Consider the following 26,260-nt stretch of genomic DNA (forward strand, 5'->3'; position numbering starts at 1 on the left):
CATATGACATATTCCTCTACGGATCGGACTAATCAGGTCTAATTTAAAGATCAAGGTATCACCGGGTAACACCTGTTGCTTGAATCGTACATTATCAATTTTCATAAAATACGTCAAATAAATTTTCCGGATCCGGAACGGTACTCAAAGCCAGAAATTCCTCCTGCCTGCGCCATTGCTTCTATCTGCAATACACCCGGCATGACCGGAGCTCCGGGAAAATGCCCCACAAAAAAGGGTTCATTCATTGTCACATTTTTTCAAACCAACTACATGGGTGTCTGATAATTCCAAAATTTTATCTACCAGCAAAAATGGTGGTCTGTGTGGCAAGATATTCATAATTCCTTTAATATCAATCAAAGGTTCTTTATTTATATCATAAGAAGGTACCTGATTTCTCTTTTCTGTCTTGATGATTTTAGAAAGCTTCTTTGCAAACTGAGTATTGACATAATGTCCCGGTTTATTAGCAATGACTTTACCTCTTATACGGGTACCAACTAATGCTAAATCTCCAATTACATCCAACAATTTATGACGGGCTGCTTCGTTTGGATAATGTAACGTCAGATTATCGAGAATACCATTTGGTTTAATCGTAAATTTCTCTTTGTTAAATGCAACCTTAAGCTGTTCCATTGTTTCAGGAGAAATCTCTTTGTCTACATAAACGATAGCGTTATTTAAATCGCCACCTTTGATCAACCCGTGCTGTAGCAATGCTTCTAACTCATGTAAAAAACTAAACGTTCGCGCCTGAGAGATCTCTTTTCTAAATTCAGATAGATTTTTAATCGAAGCATTTTGCGTGCCCAAAACCTTAGTACCAAAGTCTACCATAGTAGTAACCTGGTATTCATCTGCAGGCATTAAAAATAATTTCACTTCCTGTTTTCTCATCAACATATGAAATGACTTCTTTTACAATATATTCTTCTCTTTCAGCTTCTTGCTCACAAGTTCCAACACTGTCGATTGCTTCAACAAAAATTTAGATGACCCATCCATTATCGGAGGCTCTGAAGCATTTATTTCAATGATCACGTTATCTAAATCACAACCCACCAAAGCAGCTAAAACATGCTCCGTTGTTTGCAATTTGACACCTTTATGCTCAAGATTGGTTCCTCTTTCTGTTGAAACCACATAATTTGCATCTGCTTGAATAACAGGTGATCCCTCTAAATCAACTCTTGTAAAAGAAAAACCGTTATTTACAGGGGCTGGTTTAAATACCATTTTTACACTTTGTCCGGTGTGTAAACCTACTCCTTCAATGGTTACTTCTTTAGCAATGGTTTTTTGTTTAACCATAATATTCAAAATTTAATATCTTTTTATTGTCTAATTCTTAATTATTTTTAAGCTTCTCAATATCCTTTACTATTTTAGGAAGGTTCTTGAAATGAACATACGATTTTGAAAAATCACTATATGCCATTGCAGGAGAACCCTGTATTTTTTCGTTGTCCGCGATATTTTTACCCACACCGGTCTGTGCCTGAATGCGTACATTATTTCCGATAGTAATATGACCTACAATTCCTACCTGACCGCCTATCTGGCAATGATGACCAATTTTGGTAGAACCTGCAACTCGGTCTGAGAGGCAATTACGGTATGTTCGCCTATTTCAACATTATGGGCGATCTGTATCTGATTGTCAAGCTTTACTCCCTTACGGATAATAGTAGATCCCATAGTAGCTCTGTCTATAGTAGTACAGGCACCTATCTCTACATCATCTTCAATAACAACATTACCTATCTGTGGAACTTTCATATAAGATCCGTCTTCAGACGGAGCAAAACCAAATCCGTCAGAACCAACAATTGTTCCTGAATGGATGACACAATTTTTACCGATAACCGTTCTGAATAAACTCTGGCTCCGGCAAATAAAATTGTGTTATCCCTATTTCAACATTGTCTCCAATGAACGAATTCGGATAGATTTTTACGTTGTTTCCTATTTTGGTATTTTTTCCGATATAACAAAAACTACCTAAATAAAGATTTTCTCCGTACGTAACTCCTTCAGATATAACACTTGGTTGCTCTATTCCTGACTTCATCAGTTTTACCTGATTGGCATACTCCAAAAGTTTTGAAAATGTTTTATAAGCATCTTCCCCCGGATTAAAGTAGCTTTTATTGAACCTTCCGGCTTAAATGTTTTATTTACAATGACAACGGATGCATTGGTAGAGTATATATAATGATTGTATTTAGGATTGGCTAAAAATGAAATAGATCCGGGTGTACCTTCCTCGATTTTAGACAATTTAGATATGATCACAGATGAATCCCCTGTAATTTCTCCTTCTAAATATTCTGCTATCTGTGCTGCTGTTATTTCCATTCGTACAAAAATATAAATTTTATGACGTCTTTTGCTTTATCCGCTTAGGATAACATACAAAATATTTCATAACCGGTTCAGAAAGTGCTCTTAGATTATACTGATCAGATGCATCCAATACATCCATAATCTTTTATTTTTAGTTTGTATACGAATAGGTTCAGCTTTAAGATCATAAGCCTGATTCTTTAAATTACCACCAAAAACCAAATAAGATAAAGCATCTTCATCTATATTGAGCTCTGTACCGAATTGTTTTTTATAGTGTTTTATTTTATGTTGTTGTTCGTCTTTTTCAACTGTTTTTATATAAATAATTTTCGGTTGATGATACTGTCACTCAATGTAGATAAAATATAATCATCGTGGAATTGCCACATCTTATATAGCTCCTATGATATCTGAATCGTCTAATAATGAAAAATTGAACAAAGCATTTTCATTAAAATCGTCTAATGTAACACTGTTGTTCAAAAAGAAGGATAAAGGCTGGCTACATGGCAATTGTATCCCCTTTTGTGACAGCTCCTTCGCTCTCTTCAATATCTTTGATAATATCAGTTCAGCTACCACACTCGTTTTATGTAAATAACATTGCCAGTACATCAGTCTGCGGGCTACTAAAAATTTCTCAACAGAATATATTCCTTTTTCTTCTACTACCAGAATATCATCCTGAACATTGATCATTTGAATCAAACGTTCTGAATTGATGTTTCCTTCTGCCACACCACTGTAAAAACTATCGCGTTTAAGATAAGTCCATACGGTCCATATCCATTTGACTGGATATTAACTGTAATAAAAAACTTTCGGTGATAATTTCCTTTAAAAATTTCAATTGCCAGAGACAGCTTTCCATCAAACTTGCATTGAGAGCATTCATAAACAACAAAGATAATTCTTCGTGATGAACGTTTTCTACAATACTTTGTTCCATAGCATGCGAAAAAAGGTCCATGTCCGATATCATGTAATAAATGGCGATATACAAAGCATTTTCTTCTTCTGCAGAAATTTCTACATTTTTACTTTTAAGAACCTGAACTGCTTTCTGCATCATATGCATACAGCCCAGAGCATGATGAAATCGGGTATGGTGTGCTCCGGATAAACTAAATAAGATAATCCATTTGATTTATTCTCCTTAACCTTTGAAAATAAGGATGCTCAATCAAATCATATAACAATGAATTGGGGATGGAAATAAATCCGTAAATCGGATCATTCAGGATCTTTAGTTTATTGTAAGTAATCAAATTTATTTTTGAAAAAAATTAGCCAACAAATATAGGAATAATAAAAAAAAACTGTGCATTTTTTTCTTCAAATACACAGTTTTAATTTCATAATATCTTAATCTAACTGAAACGAATGAAAAAATCGCAATGTTTTTTCAATGTCATAATGTAAAATTCTATCTTCTGTTACCACTGGTACTTCTTCCCGATATTTTTCACAAAACTTTCAATAAACGGGCTTGACTTTAATGGTCTTCTGAATTCCAAAGCCTGTGTAGCATTGAGAAGTTCAATGGCAAGAATACGTTCAAGATTATCTGCTACACGCAATACTTTCGTTGCCGCATTGGCTCCCATACTTACATGATCTTCCTGTCCGTTACTGGACACAATACTATCCGTACTTGCAGGAACCGTTAATTGCTTGTTTTGACTTACAATACTTGCAGCGGTATACTGAGGAATCATAAAACCGGAATTCAATCCCGGATTGCTCACTAAAAAAGGTGGTAAACCTCGTAATCCGGATATGAGCTGATACGTTCTTCTTTCAGATATATTACCAATCTCTGCCAAAGCCATTGCCAGAAAATCCAACGCTAATGCCAAAGGCTGACCATGAAAATTGCCTCCGAGATGATCAGATGATCATCATAAAATACTTTGGATTATCTGTCACCGAGTTAATTTCCGTTTTAAAAACTTTCTACATAATCAACGCATCTTTAGAGGCTCCAAATTTTAATCGGAAGTTACAGTTACGATCCTAAAAATTACGTCATCTCCCATAAAGACGATCGATATCGCATTACCGAAAAGGAAGCTCTGCTTCTGCAGTTTTTATACCAACATAAAAACACACTCATCAGAAGAGAAGATATTCTTAAAGAAGTCTGGGGAGCTGATGATTTCTTCTCCGGAAGAAGTATGGATGTTTTTATCAGCCGTCTTCGTAAATATTTTAGCAATGACCCAACCATATCAATTACCAGCATCCGTGGAATAGGACTTGAATTTAATATTAAAAACTAATATCATGAAAATAATGTATCTTTTAGCGTTTATATTGCTTTCCTTTTTAGCAAACGCACAGACAACAACGGTTACTACGCAGTTTTCAAGTAGTACAAGTACTCATAGTGACCCAAAATCAAAAGACAAGGTTGTAGTAAAAAATTCTCAAACCAACAGTTCAGTATCAATCTCAAATTCAGACAGTCGCTATCAATTAAAGGCTTCTTTTGACGCTCATAAAAAGGAAGCGCTTAAAAAGTTATTGCAGCAGTATCTGGAGAATGAATATCTCCTGTCAGATTCCAAAAAACAAGAATGGAAAAAAGAAGAAAAAGGTAAAACAGCGTACGAAGTACTATTACAGGAAAACAGATTAAAAATTAATGTTGACAAAGAGTTAAACTCATCATCATTTTCTGAAAAAATGGTACTGCTCGGAGAAAAAATTTCAGATCTTATCAGTAATCAGTAATCCGGCTTTATTAAATAGTTCAATACAGACTTACAGCTAAGCATCAGGAAATAGTGTTTAATCCCCTAAAATACTTAGGGGATTTTTTCTTTATACCCCTCCATTAAAAAAGAATAAATCTACCCTAATTAATGAATACACTGGAGTATTTAGCCGAAGTTTATCGTAATTCTTACCGGGATTATCATTTAAATATCCCATATAAAAAATATAAATCCATACCTATACAATAAAAAACAAAAAAAATTAACATTATTTTAAAATAAATTTATTAAATTTAACATTAATAACCTAAAATTATATATTATGAAAAAATTATTATTCCTTATGGCATTAAGCTTCTTTATGTCTTTAAATGCTTTGGCGGCTTCACCGATTGGAAGTGGAAGTACTCCTTGCGGAGGTAATGCTTCTATACGTCATTTTTTTTACACCAATTTCTGGGCAGGTGAAAAAACCTATTACGGGCCTTATTATTACTTTAACTCATTAGAAGATGCATCGAGTTATATCATACAGACTTATCCGCCGGTACATTTACCAAATGTCCCAAGTGGTGGAGCAACTGTAATGTGTTATATGGTGGTTACACCTCCTGTTTGTTGTCCGTAATGACTGTTATAAAATCTTCTAAGAAAGAAGTCTAATCATTTAAAACAAAAAGCCAGAATAGAATCTATTCTGGCTTTTTTTGTCGGGGTGGCAGGATTCGAACCTGCGGCCTCCTGCTCCCAAAGCAGGCGCGATAACCGGGCTACGCTACACCCCGAAGGTTATCTGTATTTTTGAAATAAATTGGTCGGGGTGGCAGGATTCGAACCTGCGGCCTCCTGCTCCCAAAGCAGGCGCGATAACCGGGCTACGCTACACCCCGTCTTTTTATTTCGTTTGCAAATGTAATGCTAATTTTATTCCCACCAAATAAAAAAGTAAAAAAAATTTCTATAACAGGATAAGATACTGATATAGAATCTCCTTTATTATATCAGTCAAAAAAGCTATTTTTGTAACTGAAAAATTAAAACATCTATTTATGTCAACAAATATAGAGCATGTAAAATGCTTAATCATTGGTTCCGGTCCGGCAGGATATACAGCTGCCATTTATGCTGCACGTGCCAACATGGCTCCTGTACTTTATCAGGGAATGCAACCGGGAGGCCAACTAACCACAACAAATGAAGTAGAAAATTTCCCTGGATATCCGGATGGTGTTACAGGCCCTGAAATGATGATTCAATTGAAAGCACAGGCTGAACGTTTCGGTTCACAGGTAAGAGATGGCTGGGCTACAAAAGTTGATTTTTCTGAAAGAATCAAAAAAGTATGGATCAACGATACAATTGAAATTCATGCAGATACTGTAATCATCAGTACAGGAGCTACAGCAAAATATTTAGGACTACCTTCAGAACAGCATTACCTTCAGATGGGTGGCGGTGTCTCTGCCTGTGCAGTATGCGACGGATTCTTCTACAGAAATCAGGAAGTAGTAATTGTAGGTGCCGGAGACAGCGCATGTGAAGAAGCGCATTATTTGTCTAATCTTTGTAAAAAAGTAACAATGATTGTGCGTTCTGATAAATTCAGAGCTTCTAAAATTATGGAAGAACGTGTACGCAAAACACCAAACATCGAAATATTGATGAATACAGTAACAGAAGAAGTCATTGGTGACGGCCAGCTCGTAACTGCTATCAAGGTAAAAAATATTGTTACTAATGAAATTACAGAAATTCCTGCTACCGGATTTTTTGTAGCTATCGGACACAAACCGAATACGGATATTTTTAAAGATTATTTAGAAATGGACAGTGTCGGATATCTTATTACAAAAGGAAAAACTTCTAAGACAAATGTAGACGGTGTTTTTGCCTGTGGAGATGTACAGGACAGCGAATACAGACAGGCTGTTACTGCAGCAGGATCAGGTTGTATCGCAGCACTTGATGCAGAACGTTACTTAGGAAACCTTTCATAAGGTTTTCAAGGATGATAAAATAAAAAAAGACGGTTTACAAACCGTCTTTTTTTGTGGTACCTCCAGGAATCGAACCAGGGACACACGGATTTTCAGTCCGTTGCTCTACCAACTGAGCTAAGGTACCAAGTATTACTACTTGTTTTGTTCTTTGTGGTACCTCCAGGAATCGAACCAGGGACACACGGATTTTCAGTCCGTTGCTCTACCAACTGAGCTAAGGTACCAAGTATTACTACTTGTTTTATTCTTGTGGTACCTCCAGGAATCGAACCAGGGACACACGGATTTTCAGTCCGTTGCTCTACCAACTGAGCTAAGGTACCAAGTATTGCTACTTGTTTTATTTTTTGTGGTACCTCCAGGAATCGAACCAGGGACACACGGATTTTCAGTCCGTTGCTCTACCAACTGAGCTAAGGTACCTTTTACAAGGCTTTCACTTTTTAAAAGCGATTGCAAATATAGTAGGTTTTTTTTATGAATACCTAATATTTACTAAAAAATGTTTGCTTAACTTTGTCTTCAATTCGAATAAGAATAAATGAATATAGCCATTGACATAGGCAACACAAGAACCAAAGTTGCTGTATATGAAAACAATACTATCCAACACATTCACATATTTCCTCAAGAAGATTTCAGAAAAAAAATTACAGAAATTTTAAATGACAATCCTGAAAAAGCTCAAATTGTATTGTCAAATGTTGGAAAATTGAAGGAAGATGATGTGATCTGGCTCGAAGAAATAAGTCATCTAACGACGATTAGCGCTGTATCACCCAGCCCGTTTAACAACCTATACGCTACTCCACTCACATTAGGCATCGACCGTATGGTTTTAGCAAGCGGTGCTACTTTAAAATATCCTCAACAAAACCGGTTGGTAATCGACGCAGGAACCTGTATAACGTATGATTTCATCACTAAAGACAACGATTATTTAGGAGGAGCTATAACTCCGGGATTTCTCTTAAAGTATAAAAGCCTTAATGACTATACGGCTCGGCTCCCCTTACTGAACCTTCAGGAGTTTCATCCTCTTATCGGAAACAGTACGGAACAGTCTATTCAGTCAGGAATTATTAACGGCACAATTAATGAAATAGACGGATTTATCGATCAGTACAGGCTAAAATATAACAATTTAACAGTAATTTTAACAGGCGGCGATGCGGATTTTTTGGCTAAAAGATTAAAAAATACCATCTTTGCCCATTCAAACTTTTTATTAGAAAGTTTAATATTACATCATCAATATATAATTGAAAATGATAAAGAAAATCATATTAAGCTTTAGCTTATTGGCAGGTATCACTACATTTGCTCAGCAGGGAACAGCTTCACCTTATTCTGCTTTTGGCGTAGGTGACGTAAAGTTCAAAGGTACTCACGAAGTAAAGAGTATGGGCGGACTTGCCATATATCAGGACAGTTTGCATATAAACACACTAAACCCGGCTTCATATGCAAAACTGCAATCGACTGCTTTTACCATTGGTTTTACCAATACTTCAACCAATATCGCATCTCAAAACAGCTCTTCTAAAGCCACACGAAATTCTTTTGATTATTTTGCATTAGCCTTTCCTGCAGGAAAATTCGGAATGGCATTCGGAATCATGCCTTATTCATTTGTAGGTTATAACATTCAGAATAAAGCACAGGAAAATGAATTTACAGTTTCAAGACAATATCTGGGAGATGGAGGTATCAACCGTGCCTTCTTCGGAATCGGATATGAAGTGAACAAACAATTGAACATCGGAGCTGAATTTGCTTATAATTTTGGAGATACAGAGTTAAGCAATACCAAGTTCATTATTGACGACGGAACAGGATTCGCTATTGACCGAGGAAGCCGAAAATTATTGCGAAACAATTACTCGGGTATGACGGTCAATACATCAGTAAACTATACACAACCATTACAAGACAAAATAAAACTGCAAATCGGGGCTACATTCAGTCCACAATCCTCCTTAAAAAACAACCAGGAAGTAAATATTGCTACTGTCAATGCTTCAAACGGAAGTGTAATTGATGAAGAATCATCTACAAACTACGAAAACAAACTTGTATTTCCTATGAAATACTCTGTAGGAACCGGAATCGGTGATCCGAACAAATGGTTTGTCGGGGTCGAATATACGGCAACACAAAACTCAAAATTAAACAATCATCTTCAGACGGCAACTTCTTCATTTAGCAACGGACACAAAGTGAGCTTTGGAGGTTTTTATACTCCGCATCATATTTCTTTTACTAATTACCTGAGCCGCGTTACTTACCGCGCCGGAGGAAAATATGAAAAAACAGGTTTGGCAATCAACAATCAGGAAGTAAATGATTTTTCTGTAAATATCGGAGTTGGATTACCAATCTCAAGAAATATTTCAAACCTTAATATCGGATTGGAATACGGACAAAGAGGTACAAAATCAGCAGGGTTGATTCGCGAAAACTATTTCAATTTATCCATAGGTCTTTCTTTCAACGACAAGTGGTTTACAAAACGAAGATTTGAATAAAACTTTGAAAAATAAGTATTCACATATTTTTTTCTGTGCTATCGTCTCCTTAAATCTCATTGGGTGTGATAACGATATGAAAGACATTCAAAATTTGAATGCTGTAAAATTATATCCGGCTGGAGAAACAGAAAACATCAACGTAAAATACACCGATTCAGCAAAAATAAAAGCCATTCTGGTTTCTAAAAAAATGCTGGATTATTCAAATGCGAAATATCCTTTCAACTATTTCCCGAACAAAGTACACGTAACCGTTTTTGACGAGCATAAAAAAAAACATTATATAGAGGCTGATAAAGCTACTACTTATAACAAAACAAATATCATTGATCTTAAAGGCAATGTAAAAATCACCACCAGTGATGGAAAGATAATGCAGACACAGCAATTGTATTATGACCAGAAACATAACTGGTTTTTTACAGAAGCCTATTTTAAGATTACCGATCCGAACAAAAGCTATTTTGAAGGAATCGGAATTGATTTTGACAACAAATTTAATATTATCAATGCCCAACAAAACCGGGCAGAATTAAACGACATAAAAGAATGAAAGTTTACAGATTTACCGTATATTTATATTTAATTTTTGGATTGTTTTTCGTTTACGATACCATCAATAAATACATCAATGGAGACGAAAACTATATATTGAGTCTTGTATTTGCCGTATTAGCAATATTTATGTTCTATTTTCGACTGAGAAGTATCAAAAAGATCGAAGAAAGACAAAACAATAACAAATAAGGATGACTATTTTTCTGTTAATAATCACGTTGCTTTTAATACTTGTTTTTTCAAGTTTAATTGTAGCGTATAATTATTCCAATAAAATTTATTTGAATTTAGAGTCCAAGAAGGAAAGTGTTTCTTCCTATACTTTAAAAGTATTAGCAGAAAATCCAAGACTATACATTACCTCTTTAAAATTTGGCAACACCCTGTGTCTCGCCATTTTTTGTTATTATCTGTATATGTTCTTTGAAGAATATTATGAGTATACCGCTTATCAATATGGATATGGTGTATACCTGTCTGTGTTTCTAATTGCAGGAATACTGCTGGTATATCTTTTTTCAAAATTTCTGCCACAGACATTTGTTAAACCTTTTGCTACACAAATAATCACCAATTGTGACCTGTTGATACGCATTCTACTGAAGCTACTATCGCCTTTCACTAAACCTCTATTACTATTAGCGGATTTTATTCTTAAAAAATTTTTCAATCTTCATCCAAGCAAAGACATCCAATTGTTGAGTATCGGTGATCTGGGCTCATATATAACCAAACAGATGGAAGCTTCGGAAGAGCAGGAAAATCTGGACACAGAACTACAAATTCTCAAAAATGCACTGGCTTTTACAGACGTTAAAGTAAAAGAAATCATGACCCCCAGAGTAGAAATAGAAGCTGTAGAAATCAACAGTCCATTGCAGGTTGTAAAAGAACGATTTATCAGTACCGGCTATTCAAAACTTTTGGTATATGACACCAATTCTGACAATATTGTTGGTTATATTCATATCTTTGGAATGTTGCAAAACCCCGATAGCATTAAAAATATTCTGTATCCGATAGAAATTGTTGCAGATTCTACCTACATCAAAGAATTATTTCAGAATCTTTCTGTAAACAGAAAATCAACAGCAATTGTCGTAGATGAGTATGGAGGTCTTACAGGAATGGTTACCATTGAAGATATTATTGAAGAGCTTTTCGGTGAAATTGATGATGAACATGATGATTTAGTTGAATGGGTAGAAAAACAGGTAAAAGAGAATAAATATATTTTTTCTGCTCGCTTAGAAGTAAGCTATCTCAATGAAAAGTACAAACTCAACCTTGAAGAAAGCAATGACTACAATACACTTGCAGGCTATATCATCTCAAACAGACATACTATCCCGCAAAAAAATGAAATCATTCATATTGAAAACAATCAATTCAAAGTACTGGCTTCTTCTGACAAAAGATTAGAAATAATAGAAGTTACTTTAGGATAATAAGAAAAAAAGAACAAAAAACACGTTAACTCTTTTATTATTTGGGAGATAATTGTATTTTCGCTCACTGAAAAAAATTCACACTACATAAAAATGGCAGTTTTACAGAAAATTAGAGAGAAATCAGTATTACTTATTGCAGTAATAGGATTGAGTTTATTTGCTTTTATCATCGGAGGTCTTTTAGAAGGCGGTATCAATTTCTCCTCGCGCAATGTGGGAACCATTAACGGAGTTGATATTGCAACACAAGACTTTTTAAATAAAGTGCAAAATGCTGAAAAAAGCGGACAAGCAGAAGGCGGTCAGGCAAACAATACAGTCTGGAACAGCGAAGTGCGTAACATTTTATTAAGCGAACAGTTTGACAAAGCTGGTTTACGATTGGGAAAAGATCAATTGATAAACGTTATTAAAAATCATCCTAATTTTGGACAAAACCCGCAATTTTTAAATGATGCAGGTGTTTTTGACATGGGTAAATTCAATGCATTCGTTGCTCAGATTAAAGCAGCTGGTGGTGCACAATGGTATGCATGGATTGATTTTGAAGGTCAGTTAGAAAAATTTGCAAAAGAGCAAATGTATTACAACATGATAAAATCAGCTGTGATCACAACCGGATTAGAAGCAAAATATGCTTATAAAAAAGAAAATGACAAAGCTACATTTGATTATGTAACCGTTCCTTACTCTACAATCAATGATGATGAAGTAAAAATTACAGATGCAGAAATTGAAAGTTATATCAAGAAGAACGAAAAGCAATTCAAATCAGAAAACTCAAGATTGGTAGAATACGTATTTGTAGAAAACAAGCCTTCTGCTGAAGACGAAAAAGCTACAAAAGAAAAAGTATCTGAATTATTGAACTCTTCTGTTGTTTTTAATGCCAAAACAAATAAAAACGATACAATTGCCGGATTCAGAACAAATCCAGACGTCATTGCGTTTGTAAATGCAAACTCTGATGTACCTTATGATTCTACTTATTATGCTAAAGCAGATTTACCGGCAGAATATCAGGAACAATTATATAACTTATCGGCAGGAGAAGTTTTCGGACCTTACCTGTTCAATAACCATTACTGTCTTTCAAAATTGATCAGCAAATCAGTAGTAACGGAATCTGTAGATGCTTCTCATATCTTGATTGCTTATACAGGTGCACAATCCGCTACCCCAACTGTTACCCTTACAAAAGAACAGGCAAAAGCAAAAGCAGAAGAGTTATTAAAACAATTGCAAAGTAATCCTGCTCTTTTTGCAGACCTTGCTTCACAAAACTCAACTGATCCGGGATCTAAAGACAAAGGTGGTAAATATGAAAATATACCAAGAGGTCAGATGGTACCTGCTTTTGACCAATATATCTTCAACAACCCGGTTGGAAAGTTAGGAATAGTTGAAACTGATTTCGGATTCCATGTCATCAAAGTTGACAAAAAGAATGAAAAAGAAGCCGTTCGCTTAGCGACTGTTGCAAAAGCATTGGAAGTATCTGACAAGACAGAAGATGAAATCTATTTAAAAGCAACTAAATTTGAAGAAGGAATCGCAACAAAAGATTTCAGTAAACTGGCAACAGAATTAGGATTAGTTGCTCATCCTGAAACAAAAGTAGGTGCATTTGATGATCAGTTACCAGGTGTTGGTAACCAACGTCAGGCTATAGCTTGGGCATACAATAAAAAAACAAGTGTTGGAGATACTAAGAAATTTGACAGTGCAGAAGGACACTTGATCATTAAATTAGTAGCTACAAATGACAGTGGTTTAATGAGTGCTGTAGAGGCAAGACCAACTGTAGAACCTATCCTTAAAAACGAAAAGAAAGCAGCTATCATCCGCAAAAAGATGACAGGAGCTACTTTAGAAGAAGTTGCTAAAAATGCAGGTGTTGGAGTACAGACAGCTACAGATGTAAACGGAGTAAATACATTCTTAGGTGCTGCACCGGAACCATTAGTAATTGGTAAAGCTTTAGGATCGCAACCAAATCAGGTATCTAAATTAATAGATGGTAACGGAGGGGTATTCATGATCAAAGCAAGAACGGTGACAAAAGCACCTGATTTACCAAACTATAACGACTATAAATCTAAAGTTGTAAACAACAACCGCAATGCAGTACAGGGAGCAGTTTATAATGCACTATACCAAAATGCAACAATAAAAGATAACAGAACAAGTGTTTTACAATAAGCATTTTCTGATTTCATAAAAAAAGTCCGTTTTTAAACGGACTTTTTTTATTTATCGTTTCATATATTCCATATATCTCTATAAATATGTATTTTTGTTTCACATTAAAAAACAAACGCAAACTACTATGAAAGCATACGTTTTTCCGGGTCAGGGAGCTCAGTTCTCAGGAATGGGTAAAGACCTTTATGAAAACTCTGAAATTGCAAAAGAGCTTTTTGAACAGGCCAATGAGGTATTGGGATTCAGAATCACCGATATCATGTTTAACGGAACCGATGAACAATTAAAAGAAACAAAAGTAACACAACCTGCCGTTTTTCTTCACTCCGTAATTTCGGCAAAAACAATTGAAAATTTCAAACCGGATATGGTGGCAGGACATTCATTAGGTGAATTTTCAGCTTTGGTAGCCAATGGTACTTTAGCTTTTGAAGATGCACTTAATCTTGTATCAAAGAGAGCAATGGCAATGCAGAAAGCATGCGAAATCACTCCATCAACAATGGCTGCCGTATTAAATTTAGAAGATAAAATTGTAGAAGATATCTGTGCTACTATCGACGGAGTGGTTGTAGCAGCAAACTACAACTGTCCCGGACAATTGGTAATTTCAGGAGAAACACAGGCTGTAGAAACCGCTTGTAAACAATTATTGGAAGCAGGTGCAAAACGAGCATTAATTTTACCGGTTGGCGGGGCCTTCCACTCCCCTATGATGGAACCGGCTCGCGAAGAACTTGCCGCCGCTATTGAAGCAACTGAATTTCACACACCTATTTGTCCCGTATACCAGAATGTAACGGCTAAAGCAGTTTCAGATCCAAATGAGATTAAAAAGAACCTTATCACGCAACTAACAGCTCCTGTTCGCTGGACGCAGTCAGTACAGCAAATGATTGCTGACGGTGCTACTCAGTTTAACGAAGTAGGTCCCGGAAAAGTATTGACAGGTCTTATCAATAAAATTGACAAAACTGTAGAAGCTTTAAAAGTATAAATTCATAAACTTCGGACTTGTCTGAAGTTTTTTATTTTAAGTAATGAGAAAATTAAGAACGGTAAATGTCACCCGCTATATTACGCCACTTCGTGAAGGCGGATCATTACCTGCTTTGGCAGAAGCGGATGACGACTTTAAATATGTATTAAAATTCAAAGGCGCCGGACATGGTGTCAAAGCTCTGATTGCTGAATTGCTGGGAGGAGAAATTGCACGAACGCTAAAGCTAAACGTACCGGAACTCGTATTTGCTCATTTAGATGAAGCCTTTGGAAGAACTGAAGCCGATGAAGAAATACAGGATTTATTACAGTTCAGCCAGGGACTTAACCTCGCCCTGCACTATCTCTCAGGAGCCGTTACCTACGATATGGCTGTAAACGATTGTGAAGCGCTCTTAGCCTCTAAAATTGTATGGCTGGATGCCTATATAACAAATGTAGACCGGACTTTCAGAAATACCAATCTATTGATCTGGCACAAAGAATTGTGGCTCATTGATCACGGAGCAGCCTTCTACTTTCATCATTCATGGAACAACTGGGAGCAAACATCCAAAACTCCTTTTTCATTGATAAAAGATCATGTCTTACTACCCAAAGCTGCCTTTCTGACAACTGTAGATGAAGAACTGAAAGCCCTTTTAACTGATGAGCGCTTAAAAAAAATCGTAAATCTCATCCCGGAAGAATGGTTACAATGGGAAACTGCAGACATAACTCCTGAAGAAATAAAAAATACCTATTTTGAATTTTTAAAGACTCGCAGAGATCATTCGCAAATATTTGTAAAACAAGCTGAAGATGCACGAAAAACACTTATATGAATATGCAGTAGTTCGTGTAGTACCTAAGGTAGAACGCGAAGAATTTATAAATGTAGGGCTTATCTTATTCTCTAAGAAACAACGTTTTCTCAAGATGAAATATCATATACCTGAAGACAAGATAAAATCATTCTGTACTGAATTTGATATTGAACAGTTGACCATTAATCTTTCTTCTTTTCAAAAAATATGTGAAGGAAATAAAACAGCCGGTCCAATTGCTTTACTGGACACCGCAGAACGGTTTAGATGGCTTACAGCAGTAAAGAGTTCCAGTATACAGACCTCAAGACCACATCCGGGCTTTTCAAATGATTTAGAAGCCTCTTTTGAGAGATTATATCAGGAACTTGTATTATAAAAAGGTGCTTCTTAAAAAGATATTTCTGTTCTAAAGAGCTACAGATAAAAAATAAAAAACCGAGGGAATCAATTCCTTCGGTTTTTTTATACTACATGAAAATCTATAATCTTCTTATTTTACAAATTGATTGACAGTTTCTGTGATGAATGACAATTGCTCAGCATCCAGCTCTGTATGCATTGGCAATGCAATCACTTCTTTTACCAATTGATTGGTTACAGGAAAATCTTCTTCTCTATAACGATCATCTGCATACGCTTTTTGACTGTGTAAAGGAATCGGGTAATAAATAGCACACGGAATTGACTGTGCCTGTAAATGTGTCAACAATTCATCTCTCTTCCCGTTAGTGATCCGGATGACATACTGATGAAAAACATGATCATCACCTTTTTCATCAAAAGCAGGAACGATAATATGCGGATTAGAAGCAAAAGCATTATTATAGTAAGATGCTGCTTTTCTTCTTGCTGCATTATAAGCATCTAACTCCGGTAACTTTGTATTCAGAACCGCTGCCTGAATACTGTCTAAGCGGGAATTAACACCAATAACATCATGATGATAACGCTCGTACATACCATGATTTACGATTCCTCTTAACATATGAGCTAAAGCATCATCATTGGTAAAAATAGCTCCGCCATCACCATAACATCCTAAGTTTTTTGAAGGAAAAAAAGAAGTAGCACCTACATGCCCCATTGTACCTACTTTTGATTTCGTACCATCTTCTGATGTATGGTTTGCTCCTATTGCCTGTGCATTATCTTCGATAACAAACAAATTATGTTCTTTTGCCAATTTCATAATGGCATCCATATTGGCCGCTCTTCCGAATAAGTGAACCGGCACTATTGCTTTTGTCTTAGAAGTAATAGCTGCTTTAACGGCATCAATAGAAATATTCATGGTATCAGGTTCTACATCTACTAAAACCGGCGTAAGCTGCAACAAACCGATAACTTCTACTGTGGCAGCAAATGTAAAATCTGCGGTGATCACTTCATCACCAGGTTGTAATCCTAACCCCATCATGGCAATCTGAAGAGCATCTGTACCATTGGCACATGGAATTACATGTTTGACACCTAAATAGGCTTCTAAATTCTTTTGAAATTCATGAACCTTTGGTCCGTTTATATAAGTTGTTGTATCTAAAACTTCCTGAATAGATGCATCAACCGTTTCTTTAATTTTATCGTATTGACTTTTTAAGTCAACCATTTGTAATTTTCTCATTTTGTACCTGTATTAAATCTTGTGATAATCTCTTATCATAAGCCCCACAAAAATACTAATTAAATGAGTATAAATTTGTAATTAAAAAGAATGTATTTTTGCTTTACAAACTAAATATATGCGCTTTATATATAATCTTATTCTTCATCTCGTACAATTCCTACTCCCTATCGTTGCTTTGTTCAATAAAAAGATGCGGTTCTTTGTACGTGGAAGAAAAAACGTCATCAGTAGTCTGTCTCAAAAAATACAGCCAAATGATACGGTAGTATGGTTTCATGTTTCTTCTTTGGGAGAATATGAGCAGGGACTGCCCGTAATGGAAGCCTTTAAAAAAGAATACCCGTTTTACAAAATTGTTCTGAGCTTTTTTTCACCTTCCGGATATGAGATACGCAAAAACAATACAATAGCTGATATCACCGTTTATTTACCTCTGGATACCCGAAAAAACGTACGGCAGTTTTTAAACGCTGTGCATCCGTCAAAGATCTTTTTTATAAAATATGAGTTTTGGCCCAATTATCTGATAGAAATTCGCAAACGCCATATTCCAACCTTTTTAGTTTCGGGTATTGTCCGTGAAAATCAGCTTTTTTTCAAAAAATACGGAGGCTTTTACAGAAATTTACTGCATACTTTCACACATTTCTTTGTACAGAACACCGTCTCTGAAAAATTATTGAACAGTATTGGTTTCTATAACGTTACCGTCAATGGTGATACACGTTTTGACCGGGTTTCCCAAATCTTAGAAAAAGACAATACAATAGAGATCATCAGTCAATTTAAAAATGGGAAGAAAACAATTGTTATCGGCAGTTCCTGGCCTCAGGACGAAGCGCTGCTTGTTCCTTATATCAATCAATCTGAACATATAAAATTCATCATTGCTCCGCACAATATCAAACCAGAAGCCATTTTAAACCTAAAAAATCAGATTCTAAAAAAAACACTATTATATTCAGAATCAGACGGAGCAGACACCGGAGATTTTGATGTACTTATTGTTGACTGCATCGGCATTCTCACAAAGATATACAGCTATGCAGATATTGCCTATGTTGGTGGAGGCTTTGGAAACGGAATTCACAATATTCTGGAACCGGCTACTTTTGGTATCCCTGTTGTCATCGGTCCCAATTTTAAGAAGTTTCAGGAAGCAAAAGATTTAGTCGCTTTAGGAGGCTGTATGGTTATCACAGATCAGAAAAGTCTTCAACAGACCTTCACTTCTCTACTCTCTGATGACGATATTCTTAAAGAAAAAGGAATGATAAGCAAAAGTTTTGTTCTAAAAAATAAAAATGCCACACAAGCAATCATGGATTATCTGCATTAAAAAAGACCTGATTTTTTCCAGGTCTTTTTTATTGTAAAGAGTTAAATGTAATCTTTCGTTATCACATCTCATTTATTACATTCCTGTTCGAATGGCTTCTACCGGATCCAGTTTTGATGCAGAAATAGCCGGCAGAATTCCCGAAATCAATCCGATTATGGCGGCAAGAATCAGACCTATCACGATATTACCGAAACTCAGTACAAATTCAAAGCTTACAAACTGACTTACGACAACAGCTATCAGCCACACCAAAAGCAATCCTACCAATCCTCCAATGACAGAAAGAATGATAGCTTCAAAAAGAAACTGAAACAGGATAAAATGATTTTTGGCTCCTAAAGATTTTTGTATTCCGATGATATTGGTTCTTTCTTTAACAGAAACAAACATGATATTTGCAATTCCGAATCCGCCTACTAAAAGAGAAAAAGCACTGATAATCCATCCTACAATATTTAAACTTCCGATGATCTGATCTATGAAACCAGTCATTCCAGCAAATTCATTCAAAAAGAAATTATCAATATCACTTGGTTTCAATCCGCGGTAAGCACGCAACTTCTGCGTTACATTATCTTTAAATTCATTCTGATCAAAGCCTTTTAAAGGTCTTATTACAATAGCGGGCGTAATACCGGATGAATTATCACCGTATAACTGACGGATAAAATTGGAAGGAATAAAGGCAACCACATCTTTAGATTGCCCAAAAGTACTTGCTCCCTGCTTCTGAATAACTCCGACAACGGTAAATCTTTTACCGTATAATCTCACATTTTTACCTACCGGATCAGTATTTGGAAACAGCGTCTGAGCCACCTCATAACCAATGACAATAACGGCTGCTCCTGAAGCGTCTTCACTTTCATTAAAAAAACGTCCTTTATCGATTTTTACATTATCAATAAAACTATAATCATAACTACATGGTGTAATATTAATACCGTTGGCTGTACTGGATTCAGATTTTATGTTAGTACTTCCTACAAAATAATTGAACGAGATTTTATCTATACCCGCTACATTGCGTTTCAAAAAGTCGTATTCATCATATTTTAAAGCAGGGAATTGCTCAATTTTCCATCTCGGAACTTCTGAGGGTCCGAATGAAAACTGAGCCACAAACAGCATATTATTATCCATACCGTCGAGTTCTTTTCGGATTCCTTTATCCATAGAGTCAACTGCCGCCAAAACAGCAATGATGGAAAAGATACCAACGGTAACACCTAACAAAGAAAGCAATGTTCTTAACTTATTGTTTTTCAAAGCATTTAAAGCAAAAAACAAACTTTCTTTTAATAATCGTAAATAAAGCATCTATTTTATTTTGAGCAAAGATTACTCTCTATAAGTTGTCAATTCGGGTAAAAAGTTACAGTTTTAAAATACTAATAAAAAAAAATTTCAAACGATGTCTTTTTTGAGGGCAAATAATTTTTAATTAATAAATAACAATACTAATTTTGTAGCTAAACTAAATTTCAACAATGAACACAACTAAACAGATTCAATCAGCACTTATTTCCGTATTCGATAAAAATGGTCTGGAACCCATTGTAAAAAAATTGCATGAAAATAATGTAACTATTTACTCAACAGGTGGTACAGAAACGTTTATTAAAGAATTGGGAATTCCTGTAGTGCCTGTAGAGGATGTAACTTCTTACCCATCAATTTTAGGTGGTCGTGTAAAAACACTGCACCCGAAAATTTTCGGAGGTATTCTTAACCGTCAAGACAATGAAACTGATGTGCAACAGATGGAAGAATATGCAATTCCTCAGATCGATTTAGTAATTGTTGACTTATATCCTTTTGAAAAAACAGTTGCTTCAGGAGCTGAAGAATCTGCCATAATTGAAAAAATAGATATCGGCGGTATTTCGTTGATCCGTGCAGCTGCAAAAAACTTTAAAGACACCGTTATCGTTGCCTCTGTAGAAGAATACAGTGTATTTTTAGATATGATTACAGAAGGAAACGGCGCAACGACACTGGCACAAAGAAGACTTTTGGCAACCCGTGCTTTTCATGTAAGCTCAAATTATGACAGTGCTATTTTCAATTACTTTAATACGGATGAAAGCGTATTAAAAATAAGTGAAGCGAACGGTCAGATTTTACGTTATGGAGAAAACCCGCATCAGAAAGGTTATTTCTTTGGAAATTTTGATGAAATGTTTACCAAATTAAACGGAAAAGAGTTATCTTACAACAATTTACTGGATGTAGATGCTGCCGTATCTCTTATGAAAGAATTTAAAGGAGAAGCACCGACATTTGCTATTTTAAAGCATAATAATGCATGTGGTGTGGCTCAGAAACCGACCATGAAAGAAGCTTATCTGGCTGCTCTGGCAGGAGATCCTACTTCGGCTTTTGGCGGTGTCCTGATTGCGAACGGTACAATTGACAAAGAAACTGCTACTGAAATAAATCAATTGTTCTGTGAGGTAATTATTGCTCCTGCTTTTGATGAAGAAGCTGTTGAAATACTAAAAGAAAAGAAAAACAGAATATTATTGACTATAAATGAAACAAAAGTATCTGAAAAACAAGTACGTACCTGTTTAAACGGATATTTGGTTCAGGATAAAGATTTGGTAACAGATACTAAAGAGCATCTGAATACCGTTACTACTTTATCGCCAAGCGAACAACAAATTGAAGATTTATTATTCGCTTCCAAAATTTGTAAACATACTAAGTCAAACACTATTGTTTTAGCAAAAAACAAACAATTATGTGCATCAGGTACAGGACAGACGTCCCGTGTTGATGCCTTAAAACAGGCGATAGAAAAAGCTACTTCATTCCATTTTGATCTGAAAGGATCTGTTATGGCGAGTGATGCTTTTTTCCCTTTCCCTGATTGTGTTGAAATTGCTGACAAAGCAGGAATCACTGCTGTTATACAGCCAGGCGGTTCTATAAAAGACAATTTAAGTATCGATTATTGCAATCAAAACAATATGGCAATGGTTACTACAGGAATTCGTCATTTCAAACATTAATTTTTATATTTTTGTATATTATTTTTTATAACATTTAACACCCTTTAAATACATATGGGATTTTTTGATTTCATGACCGAGGAGATTGCAATGGACCTTGGTACAGCAAATACTTTAATTATACACAACGGAAAAGTTGTAGTGGACAGTCCGTCAATTGTTGCCCGTGACAGGGTAAGCGGTAAAATAATTGCTGTGGGAAAAGAAGCCAGTTTGATGCAAGGAAAAACCCATGACAACATCAAAACCATTCGTCCTTTAAAAGATGGTGTTATTGCAGATTTCGATGCTTCTGAAAAAATGATCAGCATGCTTATCAAAAGCATACCGGCTTTAAAAAAGAAAATGTTTACTCCTGCCCTGCGAATGGTAGTTTGTATTCCTTCCGGAATTACCGAAGTAGAGATGCGTGCGGTAAAAGAATCATGCGAACGCGTAAACGGAAAAGAAGTATATCTGATTCATGAACCAATGGCAGCAGCAATCGGAATCGGTGTAGATATCATGCAGCCAAAAGGTAATATGATCGTTGATATAGGTGGAGGAACAACAGAAATTGCGGTTCTTGCCCTCGGAGGTATTGTTTGTGATAAATCTGTAAAAATTGCAGGAGATGTTTTCACGAATGACATCATTTATTATATGAGAACGCAACACAACCTTTTTATCGGAGAAGGAACAGCAGAAAAAATAAAGATTGAAATCGGTGCTGCAATTGAGGATTTAGAAATCGGACCGGAAGACCTGTTGGTACAAGGACGTGATTTGCTGACAGGAAAACCAAAGCAAATCAATGTATCATACCGTGAAATAGCAAAAGCATTAGACAAATCGATTCAGCGTATCGAAGATGCCGTTATGGAAACTCTATCTCAGACACCTCCGGAATTAGCAGCGGATATATACAATACCGGTATTTATTTAGCAGGTGGTGGTTCTATGTTGAGAGGTCTGGACAAACGTATCTCTCAAAAAACAGATTTACCTGTTTACATCGCTGAAGATCCGCTAAGAGCCGTTGTAAGAGGAACCGGAATGGTTATCAAAAATATCAACAAATTCAAGAGTATTCTTATCAAATAAAAATGATTTTATAGCATGCAGCAAATCATATATTTTATCACTAAAAACAGTACAAAGCTACTGTTTTTGCTGCTTTTAGTAATCTCATTGTACTTAACCGTTCAATCACATGCTTACCACAGAAGTAAATTTTTGCATTCAGCCAATTTTGTTTCGGGTTCTATCTATGAGAAAACCAACAGTATAAAAGAATATCTGCATTTAAAAAAGGAAAATACTGCTTTGGCAGAAGAAAACGCCTATTTAAAGCAAATCTTATATAACAACCAAATTATCATAGATTCTGCCTTTACGATCAATCCGAATGTTCGGATTGCAAACGGATATAAAGTATTTCAAAGCAAAATCATTAAAAACTCTTATTCCAAGAAAGAGAATTATTTAACCATCAGAGCAGGATCAAAAAATGGTGTTTCAAAAGATATGGGAGTACTGAATTCTTTGGGCATTATCGGTATAGTAGAAAAAGTATCGGAAAATTTTGCTACAGTGCAAAGCATTTTAAATACCAAAACAAAGATTGATGCTAAAATCAGTAATACCAATCATTTCGGAACCATTACATGGGACGGAAAAAATGCCGGATATGTACAGTTGATCGACATTCCAAAACTGGCAAAACTTCACAAGGGAGACAGTATAGTTACCGGGGGAGAATCCACTATTTTTCCGGAAAACATTCCTATTGGTGTTGTAGATAAGGTATTTACATCCAAATCATCTAATTTTTACACCATCAATGTACGACTGTTCAATGATATGACCAATTTACAGTCTATTTATATCATAGAAAATGTGAATTATGATGAAATTAAAAAACTTGAAGAAGAAACCGAACATTAATGAATAATACCCTACTCATAAATATTTTTCGCTTTGTAATATTGATTTTATTACAGGTTGTTTTATTCAACAATATTGAGTTATTCGGTTTTATAACTCCGTACCCGTATATTTTGTTTATTATTCTTTACCCGCTTAATACCAACAAAGCAGGCTTGATTACCATCAGCTTTTTTTTAGGACTGATACTGGATATATTCAATAATTCGGGAGGAGTACACGCAGCTGCCTGTGTTATGCTCGCTTATTTCAGAGAAAGCTTTTTAAAAATTTCTTTTGGAGTAAGTTATGAATACCACATGCTCAGAATTACCAATAAGATATCATCTGAACTCATTACCTATGTGGCTATTTCAGTGATATTACATCATATTGTCTTACTTTTTCTGGAGATATTCAGTTTCGGATTTATTTTTGAAATATTGCTTAGAATACTCACGTCTTCAGTATTCACAATCATCATCATACTCATAATGATCTCATTAATAAAACCTTCAAAAAAATGAGAAAATTATTATTTCCTATTCTGATCATTACCGGTGCGCTGCTCATCATCGCCAGATTGTTTTACTTACAGATTATTGATGATTCTTATATCAAAAAATCAGAAAACAACGCACTGAAAATTGTTTATGAGTATCCCGAACGCGGATACATTTATGACAGAAACGGGAAATTGCTGGTTGCCAATCAGCCCAGTTATGACATTATGGTGGTTCCGAGAGAGATTAAAAATATTGATACTCTTGAGTTTTGTAAAATTCTCAATATCACCACAGAAGAATTCATCTCTAAAATAGAAAAAGCAACCATTTACAGCCCACGACTACCGTCTATTTTCTTATCGCAGCTGACTAAAAGAGAATTTGCTGCCTTTCAGGAAAAAATACGCCATTACAAAGGGTTCTATATCACCAAACGAAATCTGAGAGATTATCAGGCAACTTATGGTTCCAATGTCTATGGATATATCCGTCAGGTCAATGAATTTGAATTAAAAAGAAATCCGTATTATAAAAGTGGAGATCTTATCGGAATTCAGGGTGTAGAACAGGCCTATGAAAAAGAACTCAGAGGAGTAAAAGGAGTACGGTACATCCAAAAGGATAAATACAACAGAGATATCGGTGCGTTTAAAGAAGGTATTTATGATACGCTGGCAGTTAAGGGAAAAGATATCAATGTAACCATAGACGGTTTATTACAGGAATACGGAGAACAGCTGATGATTAACAAACGCGGTGGTATCATCGCCATTGAGCCTAAATCAGGTGAGATATTAGCATTGGTATCCGCTCCGACCTATGACCCTGCCCTACTGGTAGGAAGAAATCGCTCCAAAAACTATCAGGCAATTGATACCATTCCGGGAAAACCCTTTTTGGATAAAGTTCTTCAGGCGGAATATTCTCCGGGTTCACCTTTTAAGATTTTAACAGGCCTTATCGGTTTACAGGAAGAAGTTATCGATACACAAACACGTTTTGCCTGTAGTCATGGCTTTTACTATGCAAGAGGAGCCTTTATGAAATGCCACGATGCGGGTAGCTGGAATCTGCATCCTGCAATTTCACATTCCTGCAACACTTATTTTGCACAAACGTATAAAAAAATCATTGATAAATATAAAAACCCTAAATTAGGGATGGATGTCTGGTATAACCATCTCAGAAGTTTTGGTCTGGGCAATTTCCTCGGCTATGATTTACCAGTAGGTCTCAAAGGACGTATTCCGAATTCTGATTACTATAACCGATGGTATCCGAATGCCAACTGGACAAGTAACATGACCATTTCAAATTCAATTGGTCAGGGTGAGGTTTCGCTGACACCCATACAGCTTGCCAATGTGATGTGTGCCGTAGCCAATCAGGGGTATTACTTTACACCTCACATTATTAAAAAAATTGAAAATGAGGTAATTGATAAAAGTTTTGTTGAAAAACGCATTACTACTATTGACCGACAACATTTCATTCCTGTTATTGAAGGCTTGCATGAAGTATATAAATCAGGAACGGCAAGCAGATTACAGGTAAAAGATATTGATATTTGTGGGAAAACGGGAACTGTACAAAACTCCGCTATGTTTGAAGGTAAAAAGATCGATTTTAAAGATCACTCTGTATTCCTTGCGTTTGCCCCTAAAGAAAACCCGAAAATTGTGGTTGCTGTTTTTATTGAAAACGGAGGCTGGGGAGCAAGCTGGGCAGGACCTATAGCAAGTTTAATGATTGAAAAATATCTAAAAGGTGAAATTACACGTACTGATCTGGAAACAAAAGTACTAAACGGTAATCTCTCTGCTGACTATAAATTGAAAGATCAGATTGAAAAAGCATTGGCAGAACAAAAGAAACTCAAAAACAGAACAAATTAAAAGTGGCAAAAACTCAGCATTTAGCAAATCAAAGCGTCATCAGTAACATCGATTGGTTATGTGTATTTATCTACATCATGCTGGTAATAGCCGGTTGGGTAAATATTTATTCCGCTTCTTTACCATTAGACACGGGAGAAGCTGTATTTGACCTGAGTCAGATTTACGGAAAGCAGATCATCTTTATGTTATTGTGTATTCCACTTATTGTTGTTTTGCTATCTCTGGATGCTAAATTCTATGAAAAGTACTCCGTTATTTTCTATGGTATTGGTATTCTATCGCTGCTCGGTCTTTTTGTTTTTGGTAAAACAGTCAAAGGTCAGACCAACTGGTATCA

23 protein-coding genes, 6 tRNA genes and 4 pseudogenes are annotated in these 26,260 nt (G+C 35.7%); 20 read left to right on the forward strand and 13 right to left on the reverse strand.

What is annotated here, in order from left to right; genetic code table 11:
* Positions 1-113 precede the first annotated feature (113 nt).
* The 5 genes and pseudogenes from QW060_RS21085 to QW060_RS21105 form a co-directional block, all read right to left on the reverse strand.
* The gene (locus QW060_RS21085) at positions 114-248 is read right to left on the reverse strand and encodes a hypothetical protein (protein WP_290365095.1); all 135 of its coding nucleotides are present in this window, start codon (positions 246-248) and stop codon (positions 114-116) included.
* A pseudogene (locus QW060_RS21090) lies at positions 241-1,317 on the reverse strand (bifunctional UDP-3-O-[3-hydroxymyristoyl] N-acetylglucosamine deacetylase/3-hydroxyacyl-ACP dehydratase). The gene QW060_RS21085 and the pseudogene QW060_RS21090 overlap by 8 nt, the downstream one beginning before the upstream one ends.
* Before the next feature lie 37 nt (positions 1,318-1,354).
* Positions 1,355-2,364, reverse strand: a pseudogene (gene lpxD / locus QW060_RS21095) (UDP-3-O-(3-hydroxymyristoyl)glucosamine N-acyltransferase).
* A 19-nt stretch (positions 2,365-2,383) separates the two neighbouring features.
* Positions 2,384-3,623 (reverse strand): annotated as a pseudogene (locus QW060_RS21100) (HD domain-containing protein).
* Positions 3,624-3,720: 97 nt separating this feature from the next.
* Positions 3,721-4,311, reverse strand: a pseudogene (locus tag QW060_RS21105) (aromatic amino acid lyase); the annotation flags it as partial.
* A 125-nt stretch (positions 4,312-4,436) separates the two neighbouring features.
* On the opposite strand from QW060_RS21105, the gene QW060_RS21110 reads away from it, so the two are divergent.
* The 3 genes from QW060_RS21110 (at position 4,437) to QW060_RS21120 (ending at position 5,703) form a co-directional block, all read left to right on the forward strand.
* Positions 4,437-4,637 (forward strand): winged helix-turn-helix domain-containing protein, encoded by a 201-nt coding sequence (locus QW060_RS21110; RefSeq protein ID WP_290365098.1) that lies wholly within the window; start codon positions 4,437-4,439, stop codon positions 4,635-4,637.
* Positions 4,638-4,641: 4 nt separating this feature from the next.
* Entirely contained in the window at positions 4,642-5,091 is a 450-nt protein-coding gene (locus tag QW060_RS21115; RefSeq protein ID WP_290363788.1) for a hypothetical protein, read from the forward strand.
* 306 nt (positions 5,092-5,397) lie between these two features.
* The gene (locus QW060_RS21120) at positions 5,398-5,703 is read left to right on the forward strand and encodes a hypothetical protein (protein ID WP_290363789.1); all 306 of its coding nucleotides are present in this window, start codon (positions 5,398-5,400) and stop codon (positions 5,701-5,703) included.
* Positions 5,704-5,785: 82 nt separating this feature from the next.
* Here the strand turns inward: QW060_RS21120 and QW060_RS21125 are convergent.
* Together QW060_RS21125 and QW060_RS21130 are read right to left on the reverse strand one after the other, a co-directional pair.
* Positions 5,786-5,860 (reverse strand) — tRNA-Pro (locus QW060_RS21125).
* 27 nt (positions 5,861-5,887) lie between these two features.
* Positions 5,888-5,965: transfer RNA gene (locus QW060_RS21130), tRNA-Pro, on the reverse strand.
* 159 nt (positions 5,966-6,124) lie between these two features.
* Here QW060_RS21130 and trxB point away from each other — a divergent pair.
* Positions 6,125-7,072 (forward strand): thioredoxin-disulfide reductase, encoded by a 948-nt coding sequence (trxB, locus tag QW060_RS21135; RefSeq protein WP_290363790.1) that lies wholly within the window; start codon positions 6,125-6,127, stop codon positions 7,070-7,072.
* 54 nt (positions 7,073-7,126) lie between these two features.
* Here the strand turns inward: trxB and QW060_RS21140 are convergent.
* The 4 genes from QW060_RS21140 to QW060_RS21155 form a co-directional block, all read right to left on the reverse strand.
* Positions 7,127-7,199 (reverse strand) — tRNA-Phe (locus QW060_RS21140).
* A gap of 27 nt (positions 7,200-7,226) precedes the next feature.
* A tRNA-Phe gene (locus QW060_RS21145) sits at positions 7,227-7,299 on the reverse strand.
* Between the two features lie 26 nt (positions 7,300-7,325).
* A tRNA-Phe gene (locus tag QW060_RS21150) sits at positions 7,326-7,398 on the reverse strand.
* Positions 7,399-7,425: 27 nt separating this feature from the next.
* Positions 7,426-7,498, reverse strand: a tRNA-Phe gene (locus QW060_RS21155).
* 118 nt (positions 7,499-7,616) lie between these two features.
* Here QW060_RS21155 and QW060_RS21160 point away from each other — a divergent pair.
* From QW060_RS21160 to QW060_RS21200, 9 genes are all read left to right on the forward strand, one after another.
* Positions 7,617-8,372: a type III pantothenate kinase gene (locus tag QW060_RS21160; RefSeq protein ID WP_290363791.1), complete on the forward strand. Its 756-nt coding sequence runs from the start codon at positions 7,617-7,619 to the stop codon at positions 8,370-8,372.
* Positions 8,344-9,603, forward strand: a complete 1,260-nt coding sequence (locus QW060_RS21165; RefSeq protein ID WP_290363792.1) for a hypothetical protein — start codon at positions 8,344-8,346, stop codon at positions 9,601-9,603. The genes QW060_RS21160 and QW060_RS21165 overlap by 29 nt, the downstream gene beginning before the upstream one ends.
* A 4-nt stretch (positions 9,604-9,607) precedes the next feature.
* On the forward strand, positions 9,608-10,159 hold the full coding sequence (gene lptC, locus QW060_RS21170; RefSeq protein ID WP_290363793.1) for an LPS export ABC transporter periplasmic protein LptC: 552 nt from the start codon (positions 9,608-9,610) through the stop codon (positions 10,157-10,159).
* Positions 10,156-10,353: a hypothetical protein gene (locus QW060_RS21175; protein ID WP_290363794.1), complete on the forward strand. Its 198-nt coding sequence runs from the start codon at positions 10,156-10,158 to the stop codon at positions 10,351-10,353. Before lptC ends, QW060_RS21175 begins: the two co-directional genes overlap by 4 nt.
* 2 nt (positions 10,354-10,355) lie before the next feature.
* Positions 10,356-11,612: a hemolysin family protein gene (locus tag QW060_RS21180; RefSeq protein ID WP_290363795.1), complete on the forward strand. Its 1,257-nt coding sequence runs from the start codon at positions 10,356-10,358 to the stop codon at positions 11,610-11,612.
* Positions 11,613-11,705: 93 nt separating this feature from the next.
* A complete protein-coding gene (locus QW060_RS21185; protein ID WP_290363796.1) occupies positions 11,706-13,817 on the forward strand; it encodes a peptidylprolyl isomerase in 2,112 nt (703 codons plus the stop codon).
* A gap of 127 nt (positions 13,818-13,944) precedes the next feature.
* Positions 13,945-14,817: an ACP S-malonyltransferase gene (gene fabD / locus QW060_RS21190; protein ID WP_290363797.1), complete on the forward strand. Its 873-nt coding sequence runs from the start codon at positions 13,945-13,947 to the stop codon at positions 14,815-14,817.
* Positions 14,818-14,860: 43 nt separating this feature from the next.
* Positions 14,861-15,646 carry a HipA family kinase gene (locus tag QW060_RS21195; protein ID WP_290363798.1) on the forward strand — a complete coding sequence of 262 codons (786 nt, stop codon included), beginning with the start codon at positions 14,861-14,863 and terminating at the stop codon, positions 15,644-15,646.
* On the forward strand, positions 15,624-16,007 hold the full coding sequence (locus tag QW060_RS21200) for a DUF3037 domain-containing protein (RefSeq protein ID WP_290363799.1): 384 nt from the start codon (positions 15,624-15,626) through the stop codon (positions 16,005-16,007). The genes QW060_RS21195 and QW060_RS21200 overlap by 23 nt, the downstream gene beginning before the upstream one ends.
* Positions 16,008-16,121: 114 nt before the next feature.
* Here QW060_RS21200 and QW060_RS21205 read toward each other — a convergent pair whose 3' ends face one another.
* Positions 16,122-17,252, reverse strand: coding sequence for a DegT/DnrJ/EryC1/StrS family aminotransferase (locus QW060_RS21205; protein WP_290363800.1), 1,131 nt, complete (start codon positions 17,250-17,252; stop codon positions 16,122-16,124).
* Positions 17,253-17,370: 118 nt separating this feature from the next.
* On the opposite strand from QW060_RS21205, the gene QW060_RS21210 reads away from it, so the two are divergent.
* A complete protein-coding gene (locus QW060_RS21210) occupies positions 17,371-18,594 on the forward strand; it encodes a 3-deoxy-D-manno-octulosonic acid transferase (RefSeq protein ID WP_290363801.1) in 1,224 nt (407 codons plus the stop codon).
* Positions 18,595-18,669: 75 nt separating this feature from the next.
* On the opposite strand, the gene QW060_RS21215 is transcribed toward QW060_RS21210, so the two are convergent.
* Positions 18,670-19,917: an ABC transporter permease gene (locus QW060_RS21215; protein WP_290363802.1), complete on the reverse strand. Its 1,248-nt coding sequence runs from the start codon at positions 19,915-19,917 to the stop codon at positions 18,670-18,672.
* Between the two features lie 170 nt (positions 19,918-20,087).
* On the opposite strand from QW060_RS21215, the gene purH reads away from it, so the two are divergent.
* The 6 genes from purH to QW060_RS21245 all read left to right on the forward strand — a co-directional run.
* Positions 20,088-21,614, forward strand: a complete 1,527-nt coding sequence (purH, locus tag QW060_RS21220) for a bifunctional phosphoribosylaminoimidazolecarboxamide formyltransferase/IMP cyclohydrolase (RefSeq protein WP_290363803.1) — start codon at positions 20,088-20,090, stop codon at positions 21,612-21,614.
* Positions 21,615-21,668: 54 nt separating this feature from the next.
* Positions 21,669-22,697 (forward strand): rod shape-determining protein, encoded by a 1,029-nt coding sequence (locus QW060_RS21225; protein WP_290363804.1) that lies wholly within the window; start codon positions 21,669-21,671, stop codon positions 22,695-22,697.
* Positions 22,698-22,712: 15 nt separating this feature from the next.
* A complete protein-coding gene (gene mreC, locus QW060_RS21230) occupies positions 22,713-23,540 on the forward strand; it encodes a rod shape-determining protein MreC (protein WP_290363805.1) in 828 nt (275 codons plus the stop codon).
* Positions 23,540-24,046: a rod shape-determining protein MreD gene (locus QW060_RS21235; protein ID WP_290363806.1), complete on the forward strand. Its 507-nt coding sequence runs from the start codon at positions 23,540-23,542 to the stop codon at positions 24,044-24,046. The genes mreC and QW060_RS21235 overlap by 1 nt, the downstream gene beginning before the upstream one ends.
* The gene (gene mrdA / locus QW060_RS21240) at positions 24,043-25,920 is read left to right on the forward strand and encodes a penicillin-binding protein 2 (RefSeq protein ID WP_290363807.1); all 1,878 of its coding nucleotides are present in this window, start codon (positions 24,043-24,045) and stop codon (positions 25,918-25,920) included. Before QW060_RS21235 ends, mrdA begins: the two co-directional genes overlap by 4 nt.
* A gap of 2 nt (positions 25,921-25,922) precedes the next feature.
* On the forward strand, positions 25,923-26,260 hold a 338-nt coding region (locus QW060_RS21245), incomplete at its 3' end, for an FtsW/RodA/SpoVE family cell cycle protein (RefSeq protein ID WP_290365096.1).

Source organism: Paenimyroides ceti (assembly GCF_030409925.1).

Coding starts and splice junctions, on each gene's coding strand:
- mrdA (WP_290363807.1), top strand. CDS start 24,043: ATGAGAAAATTATTATTTCCTATTCTGATCATTACCGGTGCGCTGCTC.
- QW060_RS21205 (WP_290363800.1), bottom strand. CDS start 17,252: ATGAGAAAATTACAAATGGTTGACTTAAAAAGTCAATACGATAAAATT.
- QW060_RS21200 (WP_290363799.1), top strand. CDS start 15,624: ATGCACGAAAAACACTTATATGAATATGCAGTAGTTCGTGTAGTACCT.
- QW060_RS21165 (WP_290363792.1), top strand. CDS start 8,344: ATGATAAAGAAAATCATATTAAGCTTTAGCTTATTGGCAGGTATCACT.
- QW060_RS21185 (WP_290363796.1), top strand. CDS start 11,706: ATGGCAGTTTTACAGAAAATTAGAGAGAAATCAGTATTACTTATTGCA.
- QW060_RS21160 (WP_290363791.1), top strand. CDS start 7,617: ATGAATATAGCCATTGACATAGGCAACACAAGAACCAAAGTTGCTGTA.
- QW060_RS21235 (WP_290363806.1), top strand. CDS start 23,540: ATGAATAATACCCTACTCATAAATATTTTTCGCTTTGTAATATTGATT.
- QW060_RS21215 (WP_290363802.1), bottom strand. CDS start 19,917: ATGCTTTATTTACGATTATTAAAAGAAAGTTTGTTTTTTGCTTTAAAT.
- QW060_RS21085 (WP_290365095.1), bottom strand. CDS start 248: ATGAATGAACCCTTTTTTGTGGGGCATTTTCCCGGAGCTCCGGTCATG.
- QW060_RS21115 (WP_290363788.1), top strand. CDS start 4,642: ATGAAAATAATGTATCTTTTAGCGTTTATATTGCTTTCCTTTTTAGCA.
- mreC (WP_290363805.1), top strand. CDS start 22,713: ATGCAGCAAATCATATATTTTATCACTAAAAACAGTACAAAGCTACTG.
- QW060_RS21120 (WP_290363789.1), top strand. CDS start 5,398: ATGAAAAAATTATTATTCCTTATGGCATTAAGCTTCTTTATGTCTTTA.
- purH (WP_290363803.1), top strand. CDS start 20,088: ATGAACACAACTAAACAGATTCAATCAGCACTTATTTCCGTATTCGAT.
- QW060_RS21175 (WP_290363794.1), top strand. CDS start 10,156: ATGAAAGTTTACAGATTTACCGTATATTTATATTTAATTTTTGGATTG.
- QW060_RS21225 (WP_290363804.1), top strand. CDS start 21,669: ATGGGATTTTTTGATTTCATGACCGAGGAGATTGCAATGGACCTTGGT.
- QW060_RS21210 (WP_290363801.1), top strand. CDS start 17,371: ATGCGCTTTATATATAATCTTATTCTTCATCTCGTACAATTCCTACTC.
- QW060_RS21180 (WP_290363795.1), top strand. CDS start 10,356: ATGACTATTTTTCTGTTAATAATCACGTTGCTTTTAATACTTGTTTTT.
- trxB (WP_290363790.1), top strand. CDS start 6,125: ATGTCAACAAATATAGAGCATGTAAAATGCTTAATCATTGGTTCCGGT.
- fabD (WP_290363797.1), top strand. CDS start 13,945: ATGAAAGCATACGTTTTTCCGGGTCAGGGAGCTCAGTTCTCAGGAATG.
- QW060_RS21195 (WP_290363798.1), top strand. CDS start 14,861: ATGAGAAAATTAAGAACGGTAAATGTCACCCGCTATATTACGCCACTT.